Consider the following 20,960-nt stretch of genomic DNA (forward strand, 5'->3'; position numbering starts at 1 on the left):
AAAGTTGCCCGAACACTACAAATCAATTAATTTTAGTTCAAAATAAGAGAAATAATAGTTGTTTATTCTCGGTAGATAAACATAACGTTAAATTAGTTCATGAAACAACTTTTCATCCATATAAAGATCAATACAAAGAAGGTGTCTCCAAAAGGTCATTTTTAATGAGCTTTTGGGACACCTTTTTTAAAATTTGATGGCTATGACCTGTACGATAACGTTTTTTTAACGATGTAAAGCATATGTATCAAATTTAACAATTTGCTGAAGTTGTCTATATTCTTCTTTTGTTAAAGACGTTTGTTCCCCAGCATGTACATTTGCTTGCAACTGTTGAATAGAGCTTGCGCCAGGTATAACAGATGCAACATTTTCATTATGTAAGCAGTATTGAACGGCTGATCCAGTTAAAGATTTTTCTCCTATAATTTCTTTTACACTCGCGAGTGTTGTATTTAATTCATCATAAGAATAGGAGAGGTAATCTTTTTCCTTTACTCTTTCTATCTTGCTTGCATTGTTGTTAGTTAAAATGCCTTTCGCAAGTGGTCCGCGTGCGATGACACTAATTTGATGTTCATTAAGCACCTGGAACCATTCTTCAGGACGACGATTTAAAAGGCTGTACTCCATTAATACACTAATGATATTTGAACGTTTTGCATACTCACGAATGACATTTGGACGTATAGAAGAGATACCATAATGACGAATAATACCTTCTTTTTTCAATTCTTCAAAGGCTTCAATTGTTTCATCTATAAGATCTTCAGTCGTCCCGCCATGCAGTTGATATAAATCAATATAATCTGTTTGAAGTCTACGTAAACTCTCTTTTGCTTCGGCTTTTATATAAGCTTTAGAAGGATCCCAAGACCAGCCGTTTTTTTCTTCTGTCCATCGATTTCCAACCTTTGTTGCAAGAACAATTTGGTCGCGTTTTCCTTTCAGAGCTTTTCCAACAAATTCTTCATTTAATCCATAGTCGTATAAGTCCGCTGTATCAAAAAAGTTAATTCCTAAATCGATTGCCTCATCGATAATACGCATAGCTTCAGCCTCAGATGTACCGAGAGACATACAGCCAAATCCAATTTCCGTAACATATAAATCTGAATTTCCTAATTGACGTTTTTTCATAGGTCAACCTCCTTATCTTTATTGTACGAAAGGGGAAGGAGGTTGACAAACGTTTACTTTTTACCCCGCTTTAACGGGCGGTAAGACCCCCACCTCAAAATTCGGCTCATACGAGGAAGTTAGGTGGGAGATTAACTGCCCCCTCTGATTAAATTTTCACCTTATTTGCTGTAATCCACTCTTGTACAGTTGTATACTCTTTGCCATATTGTTTTAGCTTATGCCGAATTTGCCATGCTTTGCCGACTAAAGTGACGCGATTTGGTAAAATGTAAACTTTCATTTCTATCACGCTCCTTTCAATGTGGTAAAATGTATGAAGAACGATTAGGAAATAGAACAGGGAGATGAAGTAGTATGAGTAATCTTGCAGAAAGAACAGTAAAAACTGAACCGATTTTTGATGGTAGAGTTATAAAAGTTCGTGTTGATGATGTAGTATTACCAAATGGAGAAATGAGTAAACGTGAAATCGTAAATCACCCTGGGGCAGTTGCTATTATTGCTATTACTGATGAGGGGAAAATTGTACTCGTTGAGCAGTATCGTAAAGCTCTCGAAAAGGCAATTGTGGAAATTCCTGCTGGGAAGTTAGAACCTGGGGAAAAGCCAGAGGTAACAGCAGTTCGTGAATTAGAAGAAGAAACAGGATATGTATGTGAAAATATGGAGCTTATTACATCTTTCTATACATCACCTGGTTTTGCAGATGAGATTTTATATGTATATAAAGCGACAGGGTTAAAACAAAAAGAAAATAAAGCAGCTTTAGATGAAGATGAATTTGTGGAATTAATGGAAGTGTCATTAGAAGAAGCGATTGATCTTATGAAAGACCTTCGCATACATGATGCTAAGACGATGTTTGCAGTACAATATTTACAATTACAAAAATAAACACTCGCCTAAGGCGAGTGTTTTTAGTTGATTTTTGCATATACACGTGCATCGCGTAAGCTGCCATCGGGTGCTAGGAAATCATTTTCCATTGTACCTTCTAAAATAAATTCTAGACGCTCTGCTAAGTTACATGCGTTTATATTTGTTGCATCAGTACGAATTTCAATTCTTCTAGCACCTAGTTTATCAAATGCAAATTGAATCGTACCTTTAATGGCTTCTGTCATATAGCCTTGTTTTGTATAAGCGCTATGTAGCCAGAAGTGAAGTGAAAACTTTGGAATATCCCAGTTTTCAGGCTTGAGCGTAATAGCTCCGATGAATGTACCAGATACTTTATCGTATAAGTGGAAATCAAGTGTTTCACGAAGTAAAAACTGTCCGTGAGCCTCCCGAACAATTTCTTCAGCACGTTCTTCTGTTTCAGCTGTAATTGGCATCCATGGTAATAAGTCTTCTAGCGAAGCTTGGATTGCTTCATATACTTCTGTGCCATCACCTGGAAACGGCTTACGTACTTGCAAGCGCTCAGTTTGAAATAATGTTGGAAAATCTAATAATAATGGTTTCAAGAGAAATCCCTCCTATTCTCTACTTTTTAGTTTAGCAAAGTAGAGCGGAATTTCAATGCTAATTCGTCATACTTTTTTTCTTTCTTTCATACATTTTTAGTAAGAGTGTGAACGGAGGGAAGGAAAATGTGGCGAAAAACGTGGCAAGACCGTGTAATGTCTCACATACAGGAAAATTCTTCACTATATATATTTAATGCGGTTTTATTACTGATGGGAGTAATATTTGGAGCGATTCTTGTGAATAGTTTACAAATAAACCAAAAGCAAGATTTATCATTTTATTTACAGCGTTTTTTTGGACAAGTTTCTAAAGGAGAATTTGCTGTCGCGGGCGAAATGTTTCGAGAAAGTTACTTTTCGCAATTAAAATATATCGGCTTTATTTGGATTTTGGGGATTTCAATTATTGGGTTGCCGCTCATTTTTATCTTACTATTTTTAAAAGGAGTAGTTGTTGGATTTACAGTAGGTTTTTTAGTAAGTCAGCACGGATGGAATGGACTATTATTAGCATTTGTATCTGTATTGCCACAAAATTTAATTATAATTCCTGTATTTCTCGTAATGACAACAATTGCTGCAAGCTTTTCCTTGAGAATGATTAGGCATCAATTTATCCGGAAAATAACTGAGCCACTATTACCGTTATTAATTCGCTATACATGCTTTTTTCTCGTGATTGGAGCGGTATTAGCTATTGCTTCCAGTGTCGAAGCGTATGCATCACCAGTTTTAATGAAAGAAGTTGTGGAGGCTATTAACAAACAATAAATACTTTTTGAGAATAATTATCAATTTGTTTTTATTGTTTTTCTTTTGACAGGAGCCCTTCTTCTGATATAATGGTGTAAGAGTGGCGAGGAGGGAGTAGTACCGAATGGAAGAAAGAATTGAACGAATTAAGAAGCAATTACATGCAGCGAGCTATAAATTGACACCACAACGTGAAGCAACAGTTCGTGTGCTGCTAGAAAATGAAGAAGATCATTTAAGCGCAGAAGATGTATACCTCCTTGTAAAAGAAAAGTCGCCAGAGATCGGATTAGCAACCGTTTATCGAACTTTAGAGTTATTGTCTGAGTTGAAAGTTGTCGATAAGATTAACTTTGGAGACGGTGTTTCGCGTTATGACTTACGCCAAGAAGGTGCACAGCGTTTCCATCATCATTTAATCTGTACACAATGTGGTGCTGTACAAGAAATACAAGAAGATTTACTTGGTGAAGTGGAGAATAAAGTGGAACGAGACTGGAGCTTTAAGGTGAAAGATCATCGTTTAACATTCCATGGGATTTGTAAAAATTGTCAAGAAAATGAAACGGATGAAAAATAACCTTTTCCTATTTAACTAGGAAGAGGTTTTTTATTTGAATAAGGTATAAATTGGTGAAAGCTTGGCATATGTTGTAATAACTTATATTTTGGAGGAATTTACAATGCGCCGAGCTTTAAAATTAACTTTTGATGGGATGAAAGTATTTTTATTATTTACAAGTTGTACGATTTTGTTTTATTTCGCTATACTATGGATAAATGAAGAATATGAAAGTTACCATCGTTATGAAAAGCCAAAAGAAGAGACTGTAGAAAAAGTATCAGGGAATGAGGGGCCGGAAAAGGATGCTTTCGTAAATAGAATGATGTTTTTCTATGAAAATGGGGAGTAGTGTAGATTGGAAGATCAATTAAAAGATTTTATTCATTATATGATTGTTGAAAAAGGTTTAGCGAAAAATACAGTTGTATCTTATGAACGCGATTTGAAAAGCTATGTGAAGTATTTGCAAAATGTAGAACAAACGAAGACGTTTCATGAAGTGACACGCTTGCATATTGTTAACTTTTTGCAGTATTTAAAAGAAAACGGGAAATCTTCAAAAACATTGGCGCGTCATATTGCATCGATTCGTTCGTTTCATCAATTTTTACTTCGTGAACGAGCAGTGGAGCATGACCCATCGGTACATATTGAAACGCCACAAGGGGAACGGAAATTACCAAAAGTATTATCAATCGACGAAGTGGAAGCATTGCTTCAAACACCGAAAACGGTAAGTGCTTTTGGGATTCGTGATAAGGCAATGTTAGAGTTGTTGTATGCAACAGGACTTCGTGTTTCAGAATTAATTTCATTAAATTTAGAAGATGTACACTTAACGATGGGGTTTGTTCGCTGCATTGGGAAAGGGAATAAAGAAAGAATTATTCCATTAGGAAGCTTAGCGACAGAAGCGATTCAAAAGTATATTGAAAAAGGAAGAAGAGAATTGATGGGTAAAAAAGCAGTAGATGCACTCTTTTTAAACCATCATGGTAATCGATTATCGAGACAAGGATTTTGGAAAATTTTAAAACGATTAGCGAAAGAAGCAAATATTGAAAAAGAGCTTACACCGCATACGTTGCGCCATTCTTTTGCTACGCATTTATTAGAAAACGGGGCAGACTTGCGTGCTGTACAAGAAATGCTTGGACATGCAGATATTTCAACAACGCAAATCTATACGCACGTTTCAAAAACTAGATTAAAAGATGTATATAAACAGTTTCACCCGAGAGCATAGTCACTATGCTCTTTTTTCATAGATTAAGAAGAGTGAACCATTTCACAGAAACTTCACAAACATTTCGTACATTGTTTTCAGCAGAAGACTAGAATATTACAATGTATTTCCTCTATACTAAGGAAAGTATGAAGGAGGAAATGAAGATGAAAAAACTTATTATTACATTATTTATCGCGATGCTAGCATTGGCTGGCTGTAATACAAACAAAGAAGAACCGAAAAAAGGACAGAAACTTGAAGGTATAAAAGTAGCGGTTCAAACGAATCCGAAAGAAATTAAACCTGGTGAAAAAACAGAAGTACAAGCACTTGTTACACAAGGAAAAGAAAGAGTAACGGATGCTGATGACGTAAAGTTTGAGATTTGGAAAGATGGCGACGAGAAACACGAGATGTTAGATGGTAAGCATAAAGGAAAAGGTGTTTATGCAGTAGAGAAAACATTTGAAACTGATGGAGTATATCATATTATTCCTCATACAAATGCACGTGATATGCACGTTATGCCAGAACACAAAGTTGCTGTAGGGAATGCGAAAGTAGAAGATGCGAAAAAAGAAAATAGCGATCACAGTGCAGGACATGGCGATCATAAAAGTGACACAATGATTCACCTTATGGCTGGTGACATAAAAGCAAATGCTGAGTCAACAATGAAAGTTCATTTAAAACAAAAAGAAGAAGCATTAACTGGTGCTGAAGTACAACTTGAAATTTGGAAAGACGGCGTTGAAAAACACGAATTTATTCCAGCAAAAGAGGGGAATAAAGGGGAATATGAAAGTAAACATACTTTCAAAGAGAATGGTGCTTATAAAGTGAAAGTTCATGTAAGAAAAGGTGAACTACATGAACATAAAGAAGAAACAGTAGAAGTAAAATAAAAAGTAGCTCTTTAGAGCTGCTTTTTATTTTAGGAAATAAGTCATGAAATGATTAGCACTTCTTTGCAGAATGGATTACAATAGAAGGGTAAAGAAAATGAGAAATTCTACGAAAATGTATTAAAAAGAAAGCGTAAACATGTTATGATATCAATATCAGATGTCTGACATCTGACTTAAAAAACTAGAAATGTTTTTGATTCGTTTGAAAGTAAAACGAAAAAGTTAGAGAATGATTTAAAGCAGTACTGTTTAATAATGAGGACGAAAGATAATTCCCATTGATAACAGTTTCACTTTATAGCGTTTTGAACATACTACAAGAAGTAGAACTGAACATATAGGAGGTTGCAGTTATGAATAACTATAAACGTATTTTCCTAGTCGTAATGGACTCTGTGGGAATCGGTGAAGCACCGGATGCTGAGCAGTTTGGTGATTTAGGTTCTGATACAATTGGTCATATCGCTGAACATATGAATGGATTACACATGCCAAACATGGTGAAATTAGGCCTTGGTAATATTCGTGAAATGAAAGGAATCTCTAAAGTAGAGAAACCGCTTGGATATTATACAAAAATGCAAGAGAAATCTACAGGCAAAGATACAATGACAGGTCATTGGGAAATTATGGGCCTTTACATTGATACACCATTCCAAGTGTTTCCTGAAGGATTCCCGAAAGAATTACTTGATGAATTAGAAGAAAAGACAGGTCGTAAAATTATTGGTAATAAACCAGCCTCTGGAACTGAGGTACTTGTTGAGCTTGGTCAAGAACAAATGGAAACAGGTTCTTTAATTGTTTACACTTCTGCTGATAGTGTATTACAGATCGCAGCTCATGAAGAAGTAGTACCACTTGAAGAGCTATATAAAATTTGTAAAATCGCACGTGAATTAACATTAGATGAGAAGTACATGGTAGGACGTGTTATCGCTCGTCCGTTCGTTGGAGAGCCAGGAAACTTCACACGTACACCAAATCGTCATGACTATGCACTAAAACCATTTGGTCGCACAGTAATGAATGAACTAAAAGATAGCGATTATGATGTAATTGCTATTGGTAAAATCGCTGATATTTATGATGGCGAAGGGGTAACTGAATCACTTCGTACGAAATCAAATATGGATGGAATGGACAAGCTTGTAGATACATTAAATATGGACTTTACAGGTATTAGCTTCTTAAACTTAGTTGACTTTGATGCATTATTTGGTCATCGCCGTGACCCACAAGGGTACGGAGAAGCTCTACAAGAATATGACGCACGTCTTCCAGAAGTATTCGAAAAACTAAAAGAAGATGATCTATTATTAATTACAGCAGACCACGGTAATGATCCAGTTCACTACGGTACTGATCATACACGTGAATATGTACCGTTATTAGCATATAGTCCAAGCATGAAAGAAGGCGGACAAGAGTTATCACTTCGTCAAACATTTGCTGATATTGGTGCAACTGTAGCAGAAAACTTTAATGTTAAAATGCCAGAACATGGAACAAGCTTCTTAAACGAGCTAAAGAAATAGGGGGATAAACAGATGAATCGTGAACTAATTACAAAATCAGCTTCATACTTAAAAGAGAAATTTCAAGAGACACCACAAGTAGGACTAATCCTTGGATCTGGACTAGGTGTATTAGCAGATGAAATCGAGAATGCAGTAACAGTACCATACAGTGAAATCCCTGAATTCCCAGTTTCAACTGTAGAAGGACATGCAGGTCAACTTGTATTCGGTACACTTCAAGGTGTAACAGTAGTAGCAATGCAAGGACGTTTCCATTTCTACGAAGGATACGATATGCAAAAAGTAACATTCCCAGTTCGTGTTATGAAAGAACTAGGTGTAGAAACAGTTGTTGTAACGAACGCAGCTGGTGGTGTAAATACATCATTTGAACCAGGCAATCTTATGTTAATTTCAGACCACATTAACTTCATGGGTACGAACCCATTAATCGGACCAAATGATTCTGAAATGGGTGTACGTTTCCCTGATATGTCTACATCATATACGCCAGAGCTTCGCGAAATGGCGAAACAAGTTGCAGCAGATTTAAATATTAAAGTACAAGAAGGTGTATATGTTGGAATGACAGGTCCTGTATATGAAACACCTGCTGAAATTCGTATGCTTCGTACACTTGGCGGAGATGCAGTTGGTATGTCAACTGTACCTGAAGTAATTGTAGCGCGTCATGCGGGTATGAAAGTACTTGGTATTTCTTGTATTTCAAATATGGCAGCTGGTATTTTAGATCAACCACTTCACCACGATGAAGTAATTGAAACGACAGAACGTGTTAAAGCTAACTTCTTAGCATTAGTAAAAGCAATCGTAAAACAAATGAAGGGGTGACCTCACAATGAGAATGGTGGATCTAATTGCAAAAAAACGTGATGGACATGCATTAACGACAGAAGAAATTAACTTTATTGTTGAAGGATATACAAATGGTGATATTCCTGATTATCAAGTAAGTTCACTTGCAATGGCAATTTTCTTCCAAGATATGAATGAACAAGAACGTGCTGATTTAACGATGGCAATGGTAAACAGCGGCGATACAATTGATTTATCAGCAATTGAAGGGGTAAAAGTAGATAAGCATTCAACAGGTGGTGTTGGTGATACAACGACACTTGTATTAGGTCCATTAGTAGCTGCTTTAGGTGTACCAGTTGCGAAAATGTCTGGACGTGGTCTAGGACATACGGGTGGTACAATCGATAAATTAGAAGCAGTACCAGGATTCCATGTTGAAATTGAAAATAATGAATTCATGCGTCTTGTAAATGAAAATAAAATTGCTGTTATCGGTCAAAGTGGAAACTTAACACCTGCTGATAAAAAATTGTATGCACTTCGTGATGTCACGGCAACAGTAAACTCAATTCCGCTTATTGCAAGCTCCATTATGAGTAAGAAAATTGCTGCTGGTGCAGATGCAATCGTTCTTGATGTGAAAACTGGAGCAGGAGCATTTATGAAAACGGATGAAGATGCAAAGCGTTTAGCAGAAGCAATGGTACGCATCGGTAATAACGTTGGTCGTAATACGATGGCGGTTATTTCTGATATGAGTCAGCCACTTGGTGAAGCAATTGGTAATGCATTAGAAGTACAAGAAGCAATTGATACATTACAAGGTAAAGGACCGAAAGATTTAGAAGAGTTATGTTTAACACTTGGAAGTCAGATGGTGTACCTTGCTGGACAAGCTTCATCTTTAGAAGATGCGCGTGAAAAGTTAATTGAAGTAATGAACAATGGTAAAGCGCTAGAATCATTTAAAACGTTCTTATCAGCGCAAGGCGGCGATGCATCTGTTGTTGATGATCCTTCTAAATTGCCACAAGCACAATTTAAAATTGAAGTGGAAGCGAAAGAAGACGGTTACGTATCGGAAATCGTTGCAGATGAAATCGGAACAGCAGCAATGCTTTTAGGAGCAGGGCGTGCAACGAAAGAGTCTGAAATTGATTTAGCAGTTGGTCTAATGCTTCGCAAAAAAGTAGGCGATAGCGTGAAAAAAGGTGACTCTCTTGTTACAATTTACGCAAACCGCGAAAATGTTGAAGACGTAAAAGCGAAAATTTATGAGAACATGAAAATCGCTAAAGACCACGTAGATGCGCCAACTTTAGTGCATGGTATTGTAACGAAGTAATAAAAAAAGCTGAGGAGATTTCTCCTTGGCTTTTTTTACTATTTTTTGTTTATAATAGTAATGGGTGAAATTATGATTAGAATTTGTGCAATAACGAAAAAAAATGAAGTTTTATATGATGTTTCGCTAGAAGAAACGAAAAAGGAGAACATCGTATGGTATTGGCTTGATTTATATAAGCCGACGAAAGAGGAGTATACATATATTTTACAAGATCACTTCAAGTTCCATCCCCTTGCAATTGAAGATTGTGTAGAGTATGTACAGAGACCAAAGGTAGATTTTTATGATGGATATAACTTTTTAGTTCTTCATGCATTCGGAGAAGATGGATTAGAACCGCATGAAATCGATTTATTTGTTAGTGATCGATATATAGTCTCTTTCCATTTCTCTCATAATAATGCGATTGAAAGAGTATGGAAAACGCTCGGTGAGGAGAAACGTATTAAGAAGAGTCCTTTACATGTAGCACATACAATTGTTGACCAAATTGTAGATGATTATTTCGCACCGGTTTATTACATTGAAGACCATTTAAATGCAATTGATGACAATTTAACGGGTGAGACAGCAGGAAGTGTGCTAGAAGAAGTATTTGATATTCGTGCGGATTTATCTAAGCTAAGGCGTACGATTATTCCGATGCGTGATTTATTGTATCGTATATTAAATTCAACACGTTTTTACGGTATAAGCGATCATGAAATTTATTTTAAAGATATACATGACCATTTGCTTAAACTGACAGAGATGATTGAAGCGAGCCGTGAATTAACAGCAGATATTCGAGATAGTTACTTTTCGTTGAATTCCCACCATATGAACAACATTATGAAAACATTAACTGTTTTCTCAACTATTTTCATGCCGTTAACATTTATTGCAGGGGTATACGGCATGAACTTCGCACATATGCCAGAGCTTGGCGGGAAGTATAGTTATTTTATTTGCTTAATTTTAATGGCGTTAATTGGCGGCGGAATGATGGCTTGGTTTTATAAAAAAGGTTGGTTTAAGTAAAAAAACACCGAGGGAAACCTCGGTGTTTTTTTCTTAGCCAATAGCGTGTAATACGAACATGGCTAAGAATAAGCATGTAATGATATACATGGACGGTGCGACTTCTTTACGCTTTCCAAGAGCAACTTTCAAGATAGGATAAGCAATAAATCCGAACGCAATGCCATCAGCGATACTATATGTGAGCGGGATCATAACGATAATTAAAAACGCTGGAAACCCTTCTGAAAAGTCGTTCAGAGGAATTTGTTGAATGCTTGTAATCATCAGCCCGCCAATAATAATTAAGATTGGTGCAATGGCACTATCAGGAATTATTTTGACAAACGGAAGCGCAAACAGTGATGCGAAGAATAACAACCCTGTAACGATAGACGTCAGACCTGTTTTTCCGCCTGCAGTAATACCTGCGGCACTCTCTACTGTTGAAACGGTAGGGCTTGTGCCAAATAGACCACATGTCATGGCTGAAAGTGCATTTGCTTGGTAAGCACGTGGGAATTTACGGTCATCTTCTAATAAACCGTGCAGTAGTCCCATGTTCTCAAAAATAAGCACCATGCTTAAGGAGAATGTTGCAATCCAAAATGGCAAGGAAGAAAGTTTCCCAAATGACATAGCTCCAAACACATCGCCATAATTAGCGAATGAAAACGAACTATTTCCCATTTGACTCGTATCAACAAGACCAAACAGCCATGCAATACCAGTGCCAATTGCAATCGTCCATAAAAAGCTTCCACGTACGTTACGCACAAATAGCACAAGTGCGACAATAAGAGTAAGTAGTGTGGCAAGAACGACAGGACTACTTAATTTCCCCATTGCAACAGCAGTATTAGGATGCGAAACGACTAAACCACCTTTTTGCAAGCCGATGAAAGCTAAAAACAACCCGATACCGACAGTGATCGCTTCCTTTAATGCCTTTGGAATCGATACCGAAAGCACGCGAGCAATCGGTGTAAAAGCAGCAATTGTAAAAATAATACCGGCGATAAAAACAGCTGCCAATGCTTCTTGCCAAGTTAAACCGAGCGTATGCACAGCAGTGTACGTGAAGAATGCATTTACACCCATACCAGGGACAAGAATAGCAGGTGCATTTGCCCAAAATGCCATAAGTAGACATCCGACAAATGAACTAAAAACAGTTGCCAAAATTCCTGCCTCAAGAGGAATGCCGGCATCTGATAAGATTGACGCATTTACAATCATAATATAAACAATTGTAAAAAATGACGTGACTCCAGCTAAAACTTCTTGTTTTGTTGATGTTTGGTGTAAGTCTAATTTAAATGTTCTTTCAAGTATTCCTTTCATGTTAAACCTTCTTTTTCATATCCCTCTCCCACCCGTGATATCTCTTATGTAAGAGCTCACCGTCCTTTATTATATCAGAACATCATGTTTTTACAACAATGAAAATGATAACGGTTACTTATAAATGAGTTTATTTATAAATACGTAAAAATTGCCCGGATAGATGAAATGATTTCTAGTTCTCCTGATTGAATGGGCGGAGCTGCTTGCGCATGCAAAGTAGCATATGATGCGATCTCCCGTGGTAATTGGACAGATTCTTCAACGAGTGAGAGGGGAACAGGATTAATATTTAAATTGTAGGTACTCGCAATTGTACGAGCTTTGTCTACTGCTTGTTGCAGAGCTTGAATGAGAGCTTGCTCATAATATTTATTTGGATGAGATATTCGAAAACGTAATCCTTTTGCTACGTTTGCACCATTTGTAACGGCTATATCATATACTTCCCCTGCTTTTTGCACATTTAAAACGGTAATTTCATACAAATGCTCCACACGGTAGCCTTGTAGTAATGCTTTATCATTTACATATTCGTATTGAGGAGTAATGGTATAAGAAATGGTTTCTATATCTTTATCGGCAATACCTAGCTGTTTGAGTGCATCAAGCAATTGTTTCGATTGCACTGCATTTTCTTCTTGCGCCTGTTTTACATTTTTACTATCTGTTCGAATGCCCAGTGTTAATATGACAACATTTGGTTTTGCCTTTATAATGCCTTCTCCTTGTACAGTAATAGTAGCTTCTTTACCAGTATTTGTCGTACGGATATTATGTAAATACGGATTCATTCCACTTTGCATTTATGCTCACCATCCTTTTTTATATGTATATGTGTGAACAAAAAAGAAAATCTTATGAAAAAAGTTACATAAATGAGAATGTTGAGGGAAGAAAGCATATACAATATAGGTATTTATAGATTATAATATGTGTAAATATGATAAAAAAGGGACGAGGCTAGTGAACGAAAATAGAGAAACACTGATTTTAGATTTATCTGCATCATTTCGAAAGATGATACGTTTATTACAAAATGATATTAATACACGTTTTTCAGAGCATATGCCATATAATGAATTCTCTGTATTACGTGCGTTATTTTTAAAAAGTCCACAGATGGCTTCGCAAATTGCGAGTGAAGTAAACGTAACCTCCAGTCATATTACAGCTGTAACAGATCGTCTCGTGCGAAAAGGGTTTGTTGAAAGAAAACGTTCAAATTCGGACCGTCGTATCGTATACTTAGAAATTACTGAAAACGGACGAGAAGTAACTGAAAAGCTTGAAGCTGTGCGTAAAGAATATTATAAAGAGAAATTTAAAGGTTGGAGCGACCAAGAGATAGAAATGGTTTTAGAACTATTTGGCCGCGTATTATAATAAATGAGGATAGGAAGCGAGAGCTTTCCTATCCTTTTTCTTTTGAATAAAAATATTTTGAAACTCCGATACTCTAATTAAACAGATCGGAGGAAAGATTATGAAATATATTGCTGCACTTACCATTTTACTTGGAAGTTTCTTCTGCTTTCATACATTCATGTACGCCGATACCCCTATCCAAGTGGTGCAAAAAGAAGTGAAGTACATTGAAAACGATAATACCGTCTTGTATTCGAAATTATGGGTGCGTTCTATGCAAAACGCAGTATTATTTCATCATAGCGATAATGTTCGTAATCAGGACACTCTGCGTAATGTAACAAGTTCATCGCTCGTTAAAGCGAAGCAATTACCATTTCAGAAAGCATCAATGTACATTCCAAGATTATCGCAATACGTATCAAAAGCAGGGAAAGAAAATATTCAAGTGCACTACATTGCGGTGCACTATAATGTAAAAAAAGAAAATGCGTATCAATTAAATGGCATGAACTATTTTCTGCAAGTATTTATGAAAGAGAACGGCGAATGGAAAATTGCTGAAAGTGTAGTCGCGCCGACAGAGCAAATTGTGCAAAACGGTGATGGATTTGGGATGAAAGAAGAGATGGTATATGGGGATAGGAGAGAGAATGTGAAATAACCTCCTCTTAGTGAGGAGGTTATTTTATTTGAAATTCCAAGAGACCTTCAATCTCAATATTTTAGATAGAAGAAAATAGCTAATTATGCTTGTTCCGAATAAACCAACGTAAAAATTAAGCAACGAATGGGTCCCACCAATTATTAAACCGCCGCTAATTCCAATACAGAAAATAGCGCAGACCATAAATGTTTTTTGAAGCTTTGGATATAGTAAGAAACTACCATTCCGCTCATTGACTGAACGAACATATAAATATATACCGAGTGGTAATAGAATAATTATATTTACAATAGGTCCAATCAATGTTTTTACTGAAGGGATTTCTGTAAAGTTTGGTTCATTATGACGCACTCCATCATTATCGGTATAAGCATTTTGTGGATCATAATCAAATCTAATATGAAAATTTTCTGCTGGACCCGAAATGCGTATGTTTTCCATAACACGATGAATATTGCCATTGTCCTCATGAAAGTCAGTATTCGAGTGAACAGCGATGACCGCTGAGATAAGGGATGGAAATAACAATGGAAACATGAATATGGCTGCAGTAAGAAGTCCCTGCGAGAGAATATTCCCAGTAATTGTTCCTATACATAATGCAAGCGTATAAATAGCGATTAACACAATTAACATGTATAGAAAATAAGTATGAAATGGTGAAAATATTTGATATTTATTATGAAAAGTTGTTTTTTTCATAATGGCGAATAGTCCCCAGTTTAATACGATGATTGCTGCAATGTTGCAGATCCCAAACAACCACTTTGTTATATAGATGTGTGAACGTTTAAATGGCATAGACCATAGCAAGTCACTAGAGTTATTTTGTCTTTCCCAACCAATTAATGTACAAGCTAGAACGATAAGTACACCACCTAACAGTATGACAGGGTCTATAAGTGTTAAATCAAAGTGGTAGTGATATACATAGTTCCACTTTTTATTGTCATTTAGAAAGTATAGCTGTTGAATAGAAGCCATATAGTATTTATATGATAAAGTATAGAAGCTAACGAACCAAAACAACCATACAACATATTTACTTTGTTGATATGTTCTTAGCCATAGTGCTTTTTGAAACATAGGCCCCCTCCTTTAAAAAACTTTATAATTTGTTAGACGTGATAGTACAACATAAGTAATGATTCCAGCGAGAAGCAAACTGATATAGTAGTTAAGTAAGAAATTAAATTGATTTATTTTATAGCCACCTAGTAATGCAAAATAAATGGTTGTCCCCCATATCCATATTCGTAAATGTTTTTGGGAAATAAATACTTTTTGAGCGTTTTCATTTGGCGATCGTGTATATAAATATGTGCCAAGTAGTAAATAGAACATCGTATAGAAAATAGGAACTAGCACTGACTTAGCTGAATAATACGTATGATTTGCCGGATCTCTTAAAGTGGTTGGATCGTTTTCTTTCTTACGTGATTTTGGATCATAGTGGTAACGAATCGTATAATTATATATTGGTGCAACTATATTTGTTTTTTGATTGATTTCATGAAGTTGTTCATACAAGTTGTTATTTCTAGTATCTGTAGCATGTAAATGGTTTATTGTAAAAGTGTACACTAATGGAATAAATGTAAGCCCCATTAGAAGCCACGGAATACAAAAAACGACTTGCGAAACAACGCTTCCAGTAAAAGTACCGATACATAATGCAGCTGTATATACTGCAACATAAGAGACAATTGCATAAAGAAAGTATCGATGAAATGGTCCGAATGATTGATAATCAAAATGGATTGTTGTTTTATAAATAACATACATAAGGATCCAATTTATAAGTAATGAACCTACAATACAAAATGAACCAAAAGCCCATTTTGATAAAAAAACATCTTTTCTTTTAAATGGCATCGTCATAAGTAAAGTATTAGACTGGTTACTACGTTCCCATCCCATCAATAAACAAGCTAAAGCAATGATAAGAACAGTTAACCAAAAGCTATTACTTTCCCCAAATCCAAAATAATAGAAATAATAGTACGTTCCCTTTTCTTGCAAATCGTGATATTCAGCAAGTTGTCGATCGGCTGCTCTATAGTATCCGAAAGATAAAAGATAAAGTGAACTAAAGAAAAAGAGTAACACAGCATATTTTCCGCGCTTCCAATTCCACATCCACAGCGCCTTATGAAACATACTCATCCCCCTCAAGTGTCGTAACGAAGACATCTTCAAGTGACATTGCTAATTCTTCAATGAGTATTGGTTGCTCTTTATAGAACTTCTCCAGTGTTGTAGCCACATTTCCCTCAATTAAGATTGTATATACTTTTCCTGTTTGATTTAATATTTTAATATTGCTTAAGTTTTCTAGTTTTTGAGGTAGTGATCGTTCGTAAGCAACTTGGACTTTAGCAAATTGTGATTTTGCATCATCTAGTGATGTAATAGAATCTACTGTATGTCCTTTTAAAATAATGATTGTATCGGCAATTTTTTCAACTTCATCTAAATGGTGAGTGGAGATGAAAATTGTAATTTCTTTTTCTGCTACTTCTTCAACGAGAAATTGTAGAATCTGTCTTTTAACGATAGGATCAAGTCCGTTTGTCGGTTCATCTAAAATGATATATTCTGCTTTTGTAGCGAAAGCTAAAATAATCGCAAGCAGTGCTTTCATTCCTTTTGAGTAACTACGAATACGTTTGTTTGGTAAATTAAAACGTTCTAATATTTCATAAAAATATTGTTCATCAAATGCTGTATAAACTGCTTTATAAAACTTCACGATTTCCTTCACTGTATATCCGTTTAATATGTTGGTAGAATCTGGAACGTATACAACTTTTTGTTTAATTTCAGGATGCTTATGAACATCTGTATCCTCATATGTAACAGTTCCTTCATCAGGGTCTAAAATGCCGACCATCGTTCGTAATAAAGTTGTTTTCCCTGCGCCATTTCTTCCGAGCAATCCGACGATACTACCTTTTTGTAATGTGAAAGAAACATCGTCTAAAATCGTTTGGCTATCAATTGTTTTCTTCAAGTTTGTCACTTTCAGCATCTGTATTTCCTCCAATCTCTTTATAGTATGAATCTATCCAATCGTGAATTTTATCTTTCGTAATCCCAAGATAAGAGGCTTCTAGTAATAATTGATGAAATTGCTTTTCAACCATAGCGATTTTCCTTTCGTCTAATGTTGGGGTAATCGATTGGGCTACAAATGTTCCTTTTCCTCGTAATGTTTCAATAATCCCTTGTCGCTCTAATTCTTGATAAGCTTTACTTACTGTATTTGGATTTATAACGAGTAAAGAAGCAAGCTCGCGTACAGAAGGAAGCTTATCACTTGGAGCTAACATGTTTTTTAGTACGAGCTCTTTTATATTTTGAACAATTTGTTCCCATATCGGAGTGTTGCTTCTTGGATCAAGTTGAATATGCAAGAGCAATGTCTCCTTCCTGGTGAGTATTAAGTGTACTACTGCGTGTAATACACTTAATACAATATAGGCAATGAATTTATTTGTCAACTGAAAATAATAGAAAAATATGGTATTAAAAATGTATAAATTGGAAAAAATAAGTTTGATATAGAATGGAGGGTTAGTCATGAAGCGAGTTTTTGGAATACTTGTTTGTTTCATGTTATTGCTTTCTGGTACTTCAGTTAGTTTTGCGCAATCTGAGAAAACGAAGCAGGAGAAAACAGAAGAAGCCACGCCGAAGTTAGCGGAACAAGCGTCGTCAGCGATCGTAATTGAGCAAGATACAGGTAAAGTTTTATTTGATAAAAATCCGAATGAAAAGTTACCACCTGCTAGTATGACAAAGATTATGACAATGCTTTTAATTATGGAACAAGTTGAAAAAGGAAAATTAAAACTGACAGATAAAGTGAGAGCGAGTGAACACGCAGCTTCAATGGGCGGATCACAAATCTTTCTAGAACCTGGGGAAGAGATGACTGTAAATGAAATGTTAAAGGGCATTGCAATTGCATCTGGAAATGATGCATCTGTTGCAGTGGCCGAGCATATCGCTGGTTCAGAAGAAGGATTCGTAAATATGATGAACAAAAAAGCGAAAGATTTAGGATTGAAAAATACCCATTTTCAAAATCCGACAGGTCTCCCAGCGAAAGATCATTATTCCACAGCGAATGATATGGCTATTATGGCGAAAGAGTTGATGAAGTATCCACTTATTCGAAAATACACAGGTAAATATGAAGACTATTTACGTGAAAATACGGATAAGAAATTTTGGCTTGTTAATACGAATAAGCTAGTACGTTTTTATCCTGGAGTAGATGGAGTGAAAACAGGCTTTACGACAGAAGCGAAATATTGTTTAACAGCATCGGCTGAGAAAAATGGTATGCGTGTTATTTCAGTTGTAATGGGAGCACCTACATCAAAAGAGCGGAACAATCAAGTAACGAAGCTGCTTGATTATGCATTTGGACAATACATGACAAAGAAATTGTATACACGTGGTGAGAAAATTAAGACTGTACAAGTAGGAAAAGGTAAGGAAGAAAAAGTAGATTTAGTTGCGTCAGACAATGTGTCTCTTCTTATGAAGAAGGGCGAAAATATGGACAAAGTTAAACAAGAAGTGATTGCTGAAAAGAAAGTGAAGGCACCGATTAAAAAAGGTGATGCACTTGGTACACTTGTTATTAAAAGAGATAAAGATGTTTTATTAAAACAAACAATTGTAGCGAAAGAAGATGTTGATGCAGCTAGCTGGTGGGAGTTATTTAAACGAAGCTTTGGGATGTTTTCAACATCAAAATAGCGGTGAAAATTTTGCCGCTTTTCTGTTCGTATCTACGGGGATAATTGCTGAAAGGTTTCACTTTATGGCGAAATAGTTCTTCTTTTGTCAGTAGGAAGGATTCTTGTTTTATATCACGAAAATCTTATGTTAAAGAATAAAGTTTGAGCATAAGGAGGAAATCGTGTGAGTCTTTCCATGCATTTAGAAGTAAAACGTGACGTCTTATGTGTGAGGCTAGAGGGTGAATTAGATCATCATACTGCTGAAGAGTTGCGAACGAAAGTAACAGATATGATTGAGACACATGGTGTTCATCATATTGTTTTGAGCCTAGAGAACTTAACATTTATGGATAGTTCAGGTTTAGGCGTTATATTAGGCCGATATAAACATGTAAAGGGATTAGGTGGGGAGATGGTTGTCTGTGCAATTTCACCGCCTGTTAAACGTTTATTTGAAATGTCAGGTCTATTCAAAATTGTTCGTTTAGAAGAAAGTGAAGCGCATGCGCTCGCGACGTTGGGGGTGGCATAGATGAGAAATGAAATGAACCTTCAATTTTCAGCGTTAAGTCAGAATGAATCATTCGCTCGTGTTACGGTAGCTGCTTTTATTGCGCAATTAGACCCGACGATGGAAGAACTAACAGAGATTAAAACAGTTGTGTCAGAAGCGGTTACAAATGCAATTATTCATGGGTATGAAGGAAATGCAGAAGGTGTTGTTTATATTTCAGTGATTTTGGAAGAAGCGATGGTGAAACTCACGATTCGAGATGAAGGGATTGGTATCTTTAACTTAGATGAAGCAAGGCAACCCCTTTTTACAACTAAACCTGAATTAGAGCGTTCCGGAATGGGATTTACTATCATGGAAAATTTTATGGATGAAGTAGAAGTTATTTCAAACGAATCTTTCGGGACAACAATCCATTTGACAAAATACTTATCAAATAGTAACGCTCTATGCAATTAAGGAGAATAGCCAATGGACATAGAGGTCAGAAATGAGAAGAAGAAACCTCAGTTAAAGGACCACGAGCTAAAAGCGTTAATTCAAAAGAGTCAAGATGGAGATCAACAAGCGAGAGATACAATCGTTCAAAGTAATATGCGTCTCGTATGGTCGGTTGTGCAGCGATTTCTTAATCGAGGATACGAACCAGACGATTTATTTCAAATTGGATGTATTGGACTCTTAAAATCGGTAGATAAATTTGATTTATCTTTCGACGTGAAATTTTCAACATATGCAGTTCCAATGATTATCGGTGAAATACAACGATTTTTACGTGACGATGGATCAGTGAAAGTAAGTAGATCTTTAAAAGAAACAGGAAACAAAGTCCGAAAGATGAGAGACGAGCTTTCGAAGGAATTTGGAAGGGCTCCAACGATTAATGAGGTAGCAGAGGCTCTTGAACTAACGCCGGAAGAAGTTGTTCTGGCGCAAGAAGCGAGTCGTGCTCCTGCGTCGATACATGAAACTGTGTATGAAAACGATGGAGATCCAATTACTATTTTAGATCAAATTGCAGATCAATCGGAAACGAAATGGTTTGATAAAATTGCTTTAAAAGAAGCAATTAGAGAATTGGATGAACGAGAACGGCTAATTGTGTATTTGCGCTATTATAAAGACCAAACCCAATCAGAAGTAGCGGAGCGCATAGGCATTTCGCAAGTACAAGTTTCAAGACTTGAAAAGAAAATATTAAAACAGATGAAAGATCGAATAGATGAATAGCCATCTATTCGATTTTTTTTGTTGTAACGTATGGTTGGTCGATTGCAGCAGCGTTTCTTATAGTTGCGATAGTCATTAGTCTGAAGAAATGGAATGCACAAATACATTCAGACTCTGCCCAGCTTGAAAAAGAATGGAAGGACCGAGGTGTTTCATGATGAGCGGATCAGCGATTATGATGATGGTTATAGGTATGGTAGTCATTTGGGGAGGACTTGCATTAAGTATTGCAAATTTATTTAAGAAAAAGGCATAAGCTAAAAAACATCTGTACCGAAATGGTACAGATGTTTTTTTATGAAAAAATTGTATTAGAAAAAATTCC

General features: G+C 36.1%; 26 protein-coding genes. 17 read left to right on the forward strand and 9 right to left on the reverse strand.

The genetic code is table 11. The features are described from left to right. Positions 1-225 precede the first annotated feature (225 nt). Together ACE38F_RS08470 and mciZ are read right to left on the reverse strand one after the other, a co-directional pair. Positions 226-1,140, reverse strand: a complete 915-nt coding sequence (locus ACE38F_RS08470; protein WP_341305921.1) for an aldo/keto reductase — start codon at positions 1,138-1,140, stop codon at positions 226-228. Between the two features lie 148 nt (positions 1,141-1,288). After that, entirely contained in the window at positions 1,289-1,423 is a 135-nt protein-coding gene (gene mciZ, locus ACE38F_RS08475) for a Z-ring formation inhibitor MciZ (RefSeq protein ID WP_215554087.1), read from the reverse strand. A 74-nt stretch (positions 1,424-1,497) separates the two neighbouring features. Here mciZ and ACE38F_RS08480 point away from each other — a divergent pair, with 74 nt between their 5' ends. Next, a complete protein-coding gene (locus ACE38F_RS08480) occupies positions 1,498-2,037 on the forward strand; it encodes an NUDIX domain-containing protein (protein ID WP_002014941.1) in 540 nt (179 codons plus the stop codon). Between the two features lie 23 nt (positions 2,038-2,060). On the opposite strand, the gene ACE38F_RS08485 is transcribed toward ACE38F_RS08480, so the two are convergent. After that, positions 2,061-2,612 carry a GNAT family N-acetyltransferase gene (locus ACE38F_RS08485; protein ID WP_215554086.1) on the reverse strand — a complete coding sequence of 184 codons (552 nt, stop codon included), beginning with the start codon at positions 2,610-2,612 and terminating at the stop codon, positions 2,061-2,063. A gap of 126 nt (positions 2,613-2,738) precedes the next feature. Between ACE38F_RS08485 and spoIIM the strand changes: the two genes are divergently transcribed. The 9 genes from spoIIM to corA all read left to right on the forward strand — a co-directional run bounded on the left by spoIIM (position 2,739) and on the right by corA (position 10,776). Next, positions 2,739-3,386, forward strand: a complete 648-nt coding sequence (gene spoIIM / locus ACE38F_RS08490) for a stage II sporulation protein M (RefSeq protein WP_002111637.1) — start codon at positions 2,739-2,741, stop codon at positions 3,384-3,386. A gap of 106 nt (positions 3,387-3,492) precedes the next feature. Then, positions 3,493-3,948 carry a ferric iron uptake transcriptional regulator gene (gene fur / locus ACE38F_RS08495; protein WP_000392654.1) on the forward strand — a complete coding sequence of 152 codons (456 nt, stop codon included), beginning with the start codon at positions 3,493-3,495 and terminating at the stop codon, positions 3,946-3,948. Between the two features lie 103 nt (positions 3,949-4,051). Next, positions 4,052-4,282 (forward strand): YqzK family protein, encoded by a 231-nt coding sequence (locus tag ACE38F_RS08500; protein ID WP_375369480.1) that lies wholly within the window; start codon positions 4,052-4,054, stop codon positions 4,280-4,282. A gap of 6 nt (positions 4,283-4,288) precedes the next feature. Further along, positions 4,289-5,179, forward strand: coding sequence for a site-specific tyrosine recombinase XerD (gene xerD, locus ACE38F_RS08505; protein ID WP_215554085.1), 891 nt, complete (start codon positions 4,289-4,291; stop codon positions 5,177-5,179). A 146-nt stretch (positions 5,180-5,325) separates the two neighbouring features. Next, positions 5,326-6,066 carry a FixH family protein gene (locus tag ACE38F_RS08510; RefSeq protein WP_193656599.1) on the forward strand — a complete coding sequence of 247 codons (741 nt, stop codon included), beginning with the start codon at positions 5,326-5,328 and terminating at the stop codon, positions 6,064-6,066. Between the two features lie 356 nt (positions 6,067-6,422). Then, positions 6,423-7,607, forward strand: a complete 1,185-nt coding sequence (deoB, locus tag ACE38F_RS08515; protein ID WP_215554084.1) for a phosphopentomutase — start codon at positions 6,423-6,425, stop codon at positions 7,605-7,607. 12 nt (positions 7,608-7,619) lie between these two features. Further along, complete coding sequence (locus tag ACE38F_RS08520) at positions 7,620-8,441, forward strand: purine-nucleoside phosphorylase (RefSeq protein WP_375369479.1); 822 nt, start codon at positions 7,620-7,622, stop codon at positions 8,439-8,441. Positions 8,442-8,448: 7 nt separating this feature from the next. Further along, entirely contained in the window at positions 8,449-9,753 is a 1,305-nt protein-coding gene (locus ACE38F_RS08525; RefSeq protein ID WP_375369478.1) for a pyrimidine-nucleoside phosphorylase, read from the forward strand. A gap of 60 nt (positions 9,754-9,813) precedes the next feature. Beyond that, the gene (gene corA, locus ACE38F_RS08530) at positions 9,814-10,776 is read left to right on the forward strand and encodes a magnesium/cobalt transporter CorA (protein WP_375369477.1); all 963 of its coding nucleotides are present in this window, start codon (positions 9,814-9,816) and stop codon (positions 10,774-10,776) included. Positions 10,777-10,809: 33 nt separating this feature from the next. Here corA and ACE38F_RS08535 read toward each other — a convergent pair whose 3' ends face one another. After that, complete coding sequence (locus ACE38F_RS08535; protein WP_375369476.1) at positions 10,810-12,099, reverse strand: NCS2 family permease; 1,290 nt, start codon at positions 12,097-12,099, stop codon at positions 10,810-10,812. A 134-nt stretch (positions 12,100-12,233) separates the two neighbouring features. Further along, complete coding sequence (locus ACE38F_RS08540; protein ID WP_199672886.1) at positions 12,234-12,905, reverse strand: SIMPL domain-containing protein; 672 nt, start codon at positions 12,903-12,905, stop codon at positions 12,234-12,236. Between the two features lie 160 nt (positions 12,906-13,065). Between ACE38F_RS08540 and ACE38F_RS08545 the strand changes: the two genes are divergently transcribed. Continuing rightward, a complete protein-coding gene (locus ACE38F_RS08545; RefSeq protein ID WP_002088468.1) occupies positions 13,066-13,485 on the forward strand; it encodes a MarR family winged helix-turn-helix transcriptional regulator in 420 nt (139 codons plus the stop codon). A gap of 100 nt (positions 13,486-13,585) precedes the next feature. After that, on the forward strand, positions 13,586-14,131 hold the full coding sequence (locus ACE38F_RS08550) for a hypothetical protein (RefSeq protein ID WP_375369475.1): 546 nt from the start codon (positions 13,586-13,588) through the stop codon (positions 14,129-14,131). 24 nt (positions 14,132-14,155) lie between these two features. Here the strand turns inward: ACE38F_RS08550 and ACE38F_RS08555 are convergent, their stop codons facing one another. Genes ACE38F_RS08555 through ACE38F_RS08570 form a run of 4 tightly spaced genes read right to left on the reverse strand, consistent with a single transcriptional unit; the run spans position 14,156 to position 17,550 of the window. Next, entirely contained in the window at positions 14,156-15,220 is a 1,065-nt protein-coding gene (locus ACE38F_RS08555; protein WP_215554078.1) for an ABC transporter permease subunit, read from the reverse strand. Positions 15,221-15,232: 12 nt separating this feature from the next. Then, entirely contained in the window at positions 15,233-16,294 is a 1,062-nt protein-coding gene (locus ACE38F_RS08560; protein ID WP_375369474.1) for an ABC transporter permease, read from the reverse strand. Beyond that, positions 16,284-17,165, reverse strand: coding sequence for an ABC transporter ATP-binding protein (locus ACE38F_RS08565; RefSeq protein ID WP_375369473.1), 882 nt, complete (start codon positions 17,163-17,165; stop codon positions 16,284-16,286). The genes ACE38F_RS08560 and ACE38F_RS08565 overlap by 11 nt, the downstream gene beginning before the upstream one ends. After that, positions 17,131-17,550 (reverse strand): GntR family transcriptional regulator, encoded by a 420-nt coding sequence (locus ACE38F_RS08570; protein WP_002145907.1) that lies wholly within the window; start codon positions 17,548-17,550, stop codon positions 17,131-17,133. Before ACE38F_RS08570 ends, ACE38F_RS08565 begins: the two co-directional genes overlap by 35 nt. Positions 17,551-17,716: 166 nt before the next feature. Between ACE38F_RS08570 and dacF the strand changes: the two genes are divergently transcribed. From dacF to ACE38F_RS08595, 5 genes are all read left to right on the forward strand, one after another. Then, positions 17,717-18,907: a serine-type D-Ala-D-Ala carboxypeptidase DacF gene (gene dacF / locus ACE38F_RS08575; protein ID WP_078172866.1), complete on the forward strand. Its 1,191-nt coding sequence runs from the start codon at positions 17,717-17,719 to the stop codon at positions 18,905-18,907. Between the two features lie 165 nt (positions 18,908-19,072). Continuing rightward, entirely contained in the window at positions 19,073-19,423 is a 351-nt protein-coding gene (gene spoIIAA / locus ACE38F_RS08580) for an anti-sigma F factor antagonist (RefSeq protein WP_002088460.1), read from the forward strand. Continuing rightward, a complete protein-coding gene (gene spoIIAB / locus ACE38F_RS08585; RefSeq protein WP_001243400.1) occupies positions 19,424-19,864 on the forward strand; it encodes an anti-sigma F factor in 441 nt (146 codons plus the stop codon). It begins immediately after the preceding gene. Positions 19,865-19,876: 12 nt separating this feature from the next. Then, the gene (gene sigF / locus ACE38F_RS08590) at positions 19,877-20,635 is read left to right on the forward strand and encodes an RNA polymerase sporulation sigma factor SigF (protein ID WP_341305931.1); all 759 of its coding nucleotides are present in this window, start codon (positions 19,877-19,879) and stop codon (positions 20,633-20,635) included. 157 nt (positions 20,636-20,792) lie between these two features. Then, entirely contained in the window at positions 20,793-20,891 is a 99-nt protein-coding gene (locus ACE38F_RS08595; RefSeq protein WP_000016829.1) for a methionine/alanine import family NSS transporter small subunit, read from the forward strand. The last annotated feature ends 69 nt before the right edge of the window (positions 20,892-20,960 follow it).

Origin of the sequence: Bacillus altaicus (assembly GCF_042136375.2) — a bacterium.
Taxonomy (GTDB): Bacteria; Bacillota; Bacilli; order Bacillales; family Bacillaceae_G; genus Bacillus_A; species Bacillus_A cereus_U.

Excerpts from the sequence above, each read along its gene's own strand:
- ACE38F_RS08470 (WP_341305921.1), bottom strand. The coding sequence starts at position 1,140 with ATGAAAAAACGTCAATTAGGAAATTCAGATTTATATGTTACGGAAATT.
- mciZ (WP_215554087.1), bottom strand. The coding sequence starts at position 1,423 with ATGAAAGTTTACATTTTACCAAATCGCGTCACTTTAGTCGGCAAAGCA.
- ACE38F_RS08480 (WP_002014941.1), top strand. The coding sequence starts at position 1,498 with ATGAGTAATCTTGCAGAAAGAACAGTAAAAACTGAACCGATTTTTGAT.
- spoIIM (WP_002111637.1), top strand. The coding sequence starts at position 2,739 with ATGTGGCGAAAAACGTGGCAAGACCGTGTAATGTCTCACATACAGGAA.
- fur (WP_000392654.1), top strand. The coding sequence starts at position 3,493 with ATGGAAGAAAGAATTGAACGAATTAAGAAGCAATTACATGCAGCGAGC.
- ACE38F_RS08500 (WP_375369480.1), top strand. The coding sequence starts at position 4,052 with ATGCGCCGAGCTTTAAAATTAACTTTTGATGGGATGAAAGTATTTTTA.
- ACE38F_RS08510 (WP_193656599.1), top strand. The coding sequence starts at position 5,326 with ATGAAAAAACTTATTATTACATTATTTATCGCGATGCTAGCATTGGCT.
- deoB (WP_215554084.1), top strand. The coding sequence starts at position 6,423 with ATGAATAACTATAAACGTATTTTCCTAGTCGTAATGGACTCTGTGGGA.
- ACE38F_RS08520 (WP_375369479.1), top strand. The coding sequence starts at position 7,620 with ATGAATCGTGAACTAATTACAAAATCAGCTTCATACTTAAAAGAGAAA.
- ACE38F_RS08525 (WP_375369478.1), top strand. The coding sequence starts at position 8,449 with ATGAGAATGGTGGATCTAATTGCAAAAAAACGTGATGGACATGCATTA.
- corA (WP_375369477.1), top strand. The coding sequence starts at position 9,814 with ATGGGTGAAATTATGATTAGAATTTGTGCAATAACGAAAAAAAATGAA.
- ACE38F_RS08535 (WP_375369476.1), bottom strand. The coding sequence starts at position 12,099 with ATGAAAGGAATACTTGAAAGAACATTTAAATTAGACTTACACCAAACA.
- ACE38F_RS08540 (WP_199672886.1), bottom strand. The coding sequence starts at position 12,905 with ATGCAAAGTGGAATGAATCCGTATTTACATAATATCCGTACGACAAAT.
- ACE38F_RS08550 (WP_375369475.1), top strand. The coding sequence starts at position 13,586 with ATGAAATATATTGCTGCACTTACCATTTTACTTGGAAGTTTCTTCTGC.
- ACE38F_RS08555 (WP_215554078.1), bottom strand. The coding sequence starts at position 15,220 with ATGTTTCAAAAAGCACTATGGCTAAGAACATATCAACAAAGTAAATAT.
- ACE38F_RS08560 (WP_375369474.1), bottom strand. The coding sequence starts at position 16,294 with ATGTTTCATAAGGCGCTGTGGATGTGGAATTGGAAGCGCGGAAAATAT.
- ACE38F_RS08565 (WP_375369473.1), bottom strand. The coding sequence starts at position 17,165 with ATGCTGAAAGTGACAAACTTGAAGAAAACAATTGATAGCCAAACGATT.
- dacF (WP_078172866.1), top strand. The coding sequence starts at position 17,717 with ATGAAGCGAGTTTTTGGAATACTTGTTTGTTTCATGTTATTGCTTTCT.
- spoIIAB (WP_001243400.1), top strand. The coding sequence starts at position 19,424 with ATGAGAAATGAAATGAACCTTCAATTTTCAGCGTTAAGTCAGAATGAA.
- sigF (WP_341305931.1), top strand. The coding sequence starts at position 19,877 with ATGGACATAGAGGTCAGAAATGAGAAGAAGAAACCTCAGTTAAAGGAC.
- ACE38F_RS08595 (WP_000016829.1), top strand. The coding sequence starts at position 20,793 with ATGAGCGGATCAGCGATTATGATGATGGTTATAGGTATGGTAGTCATT.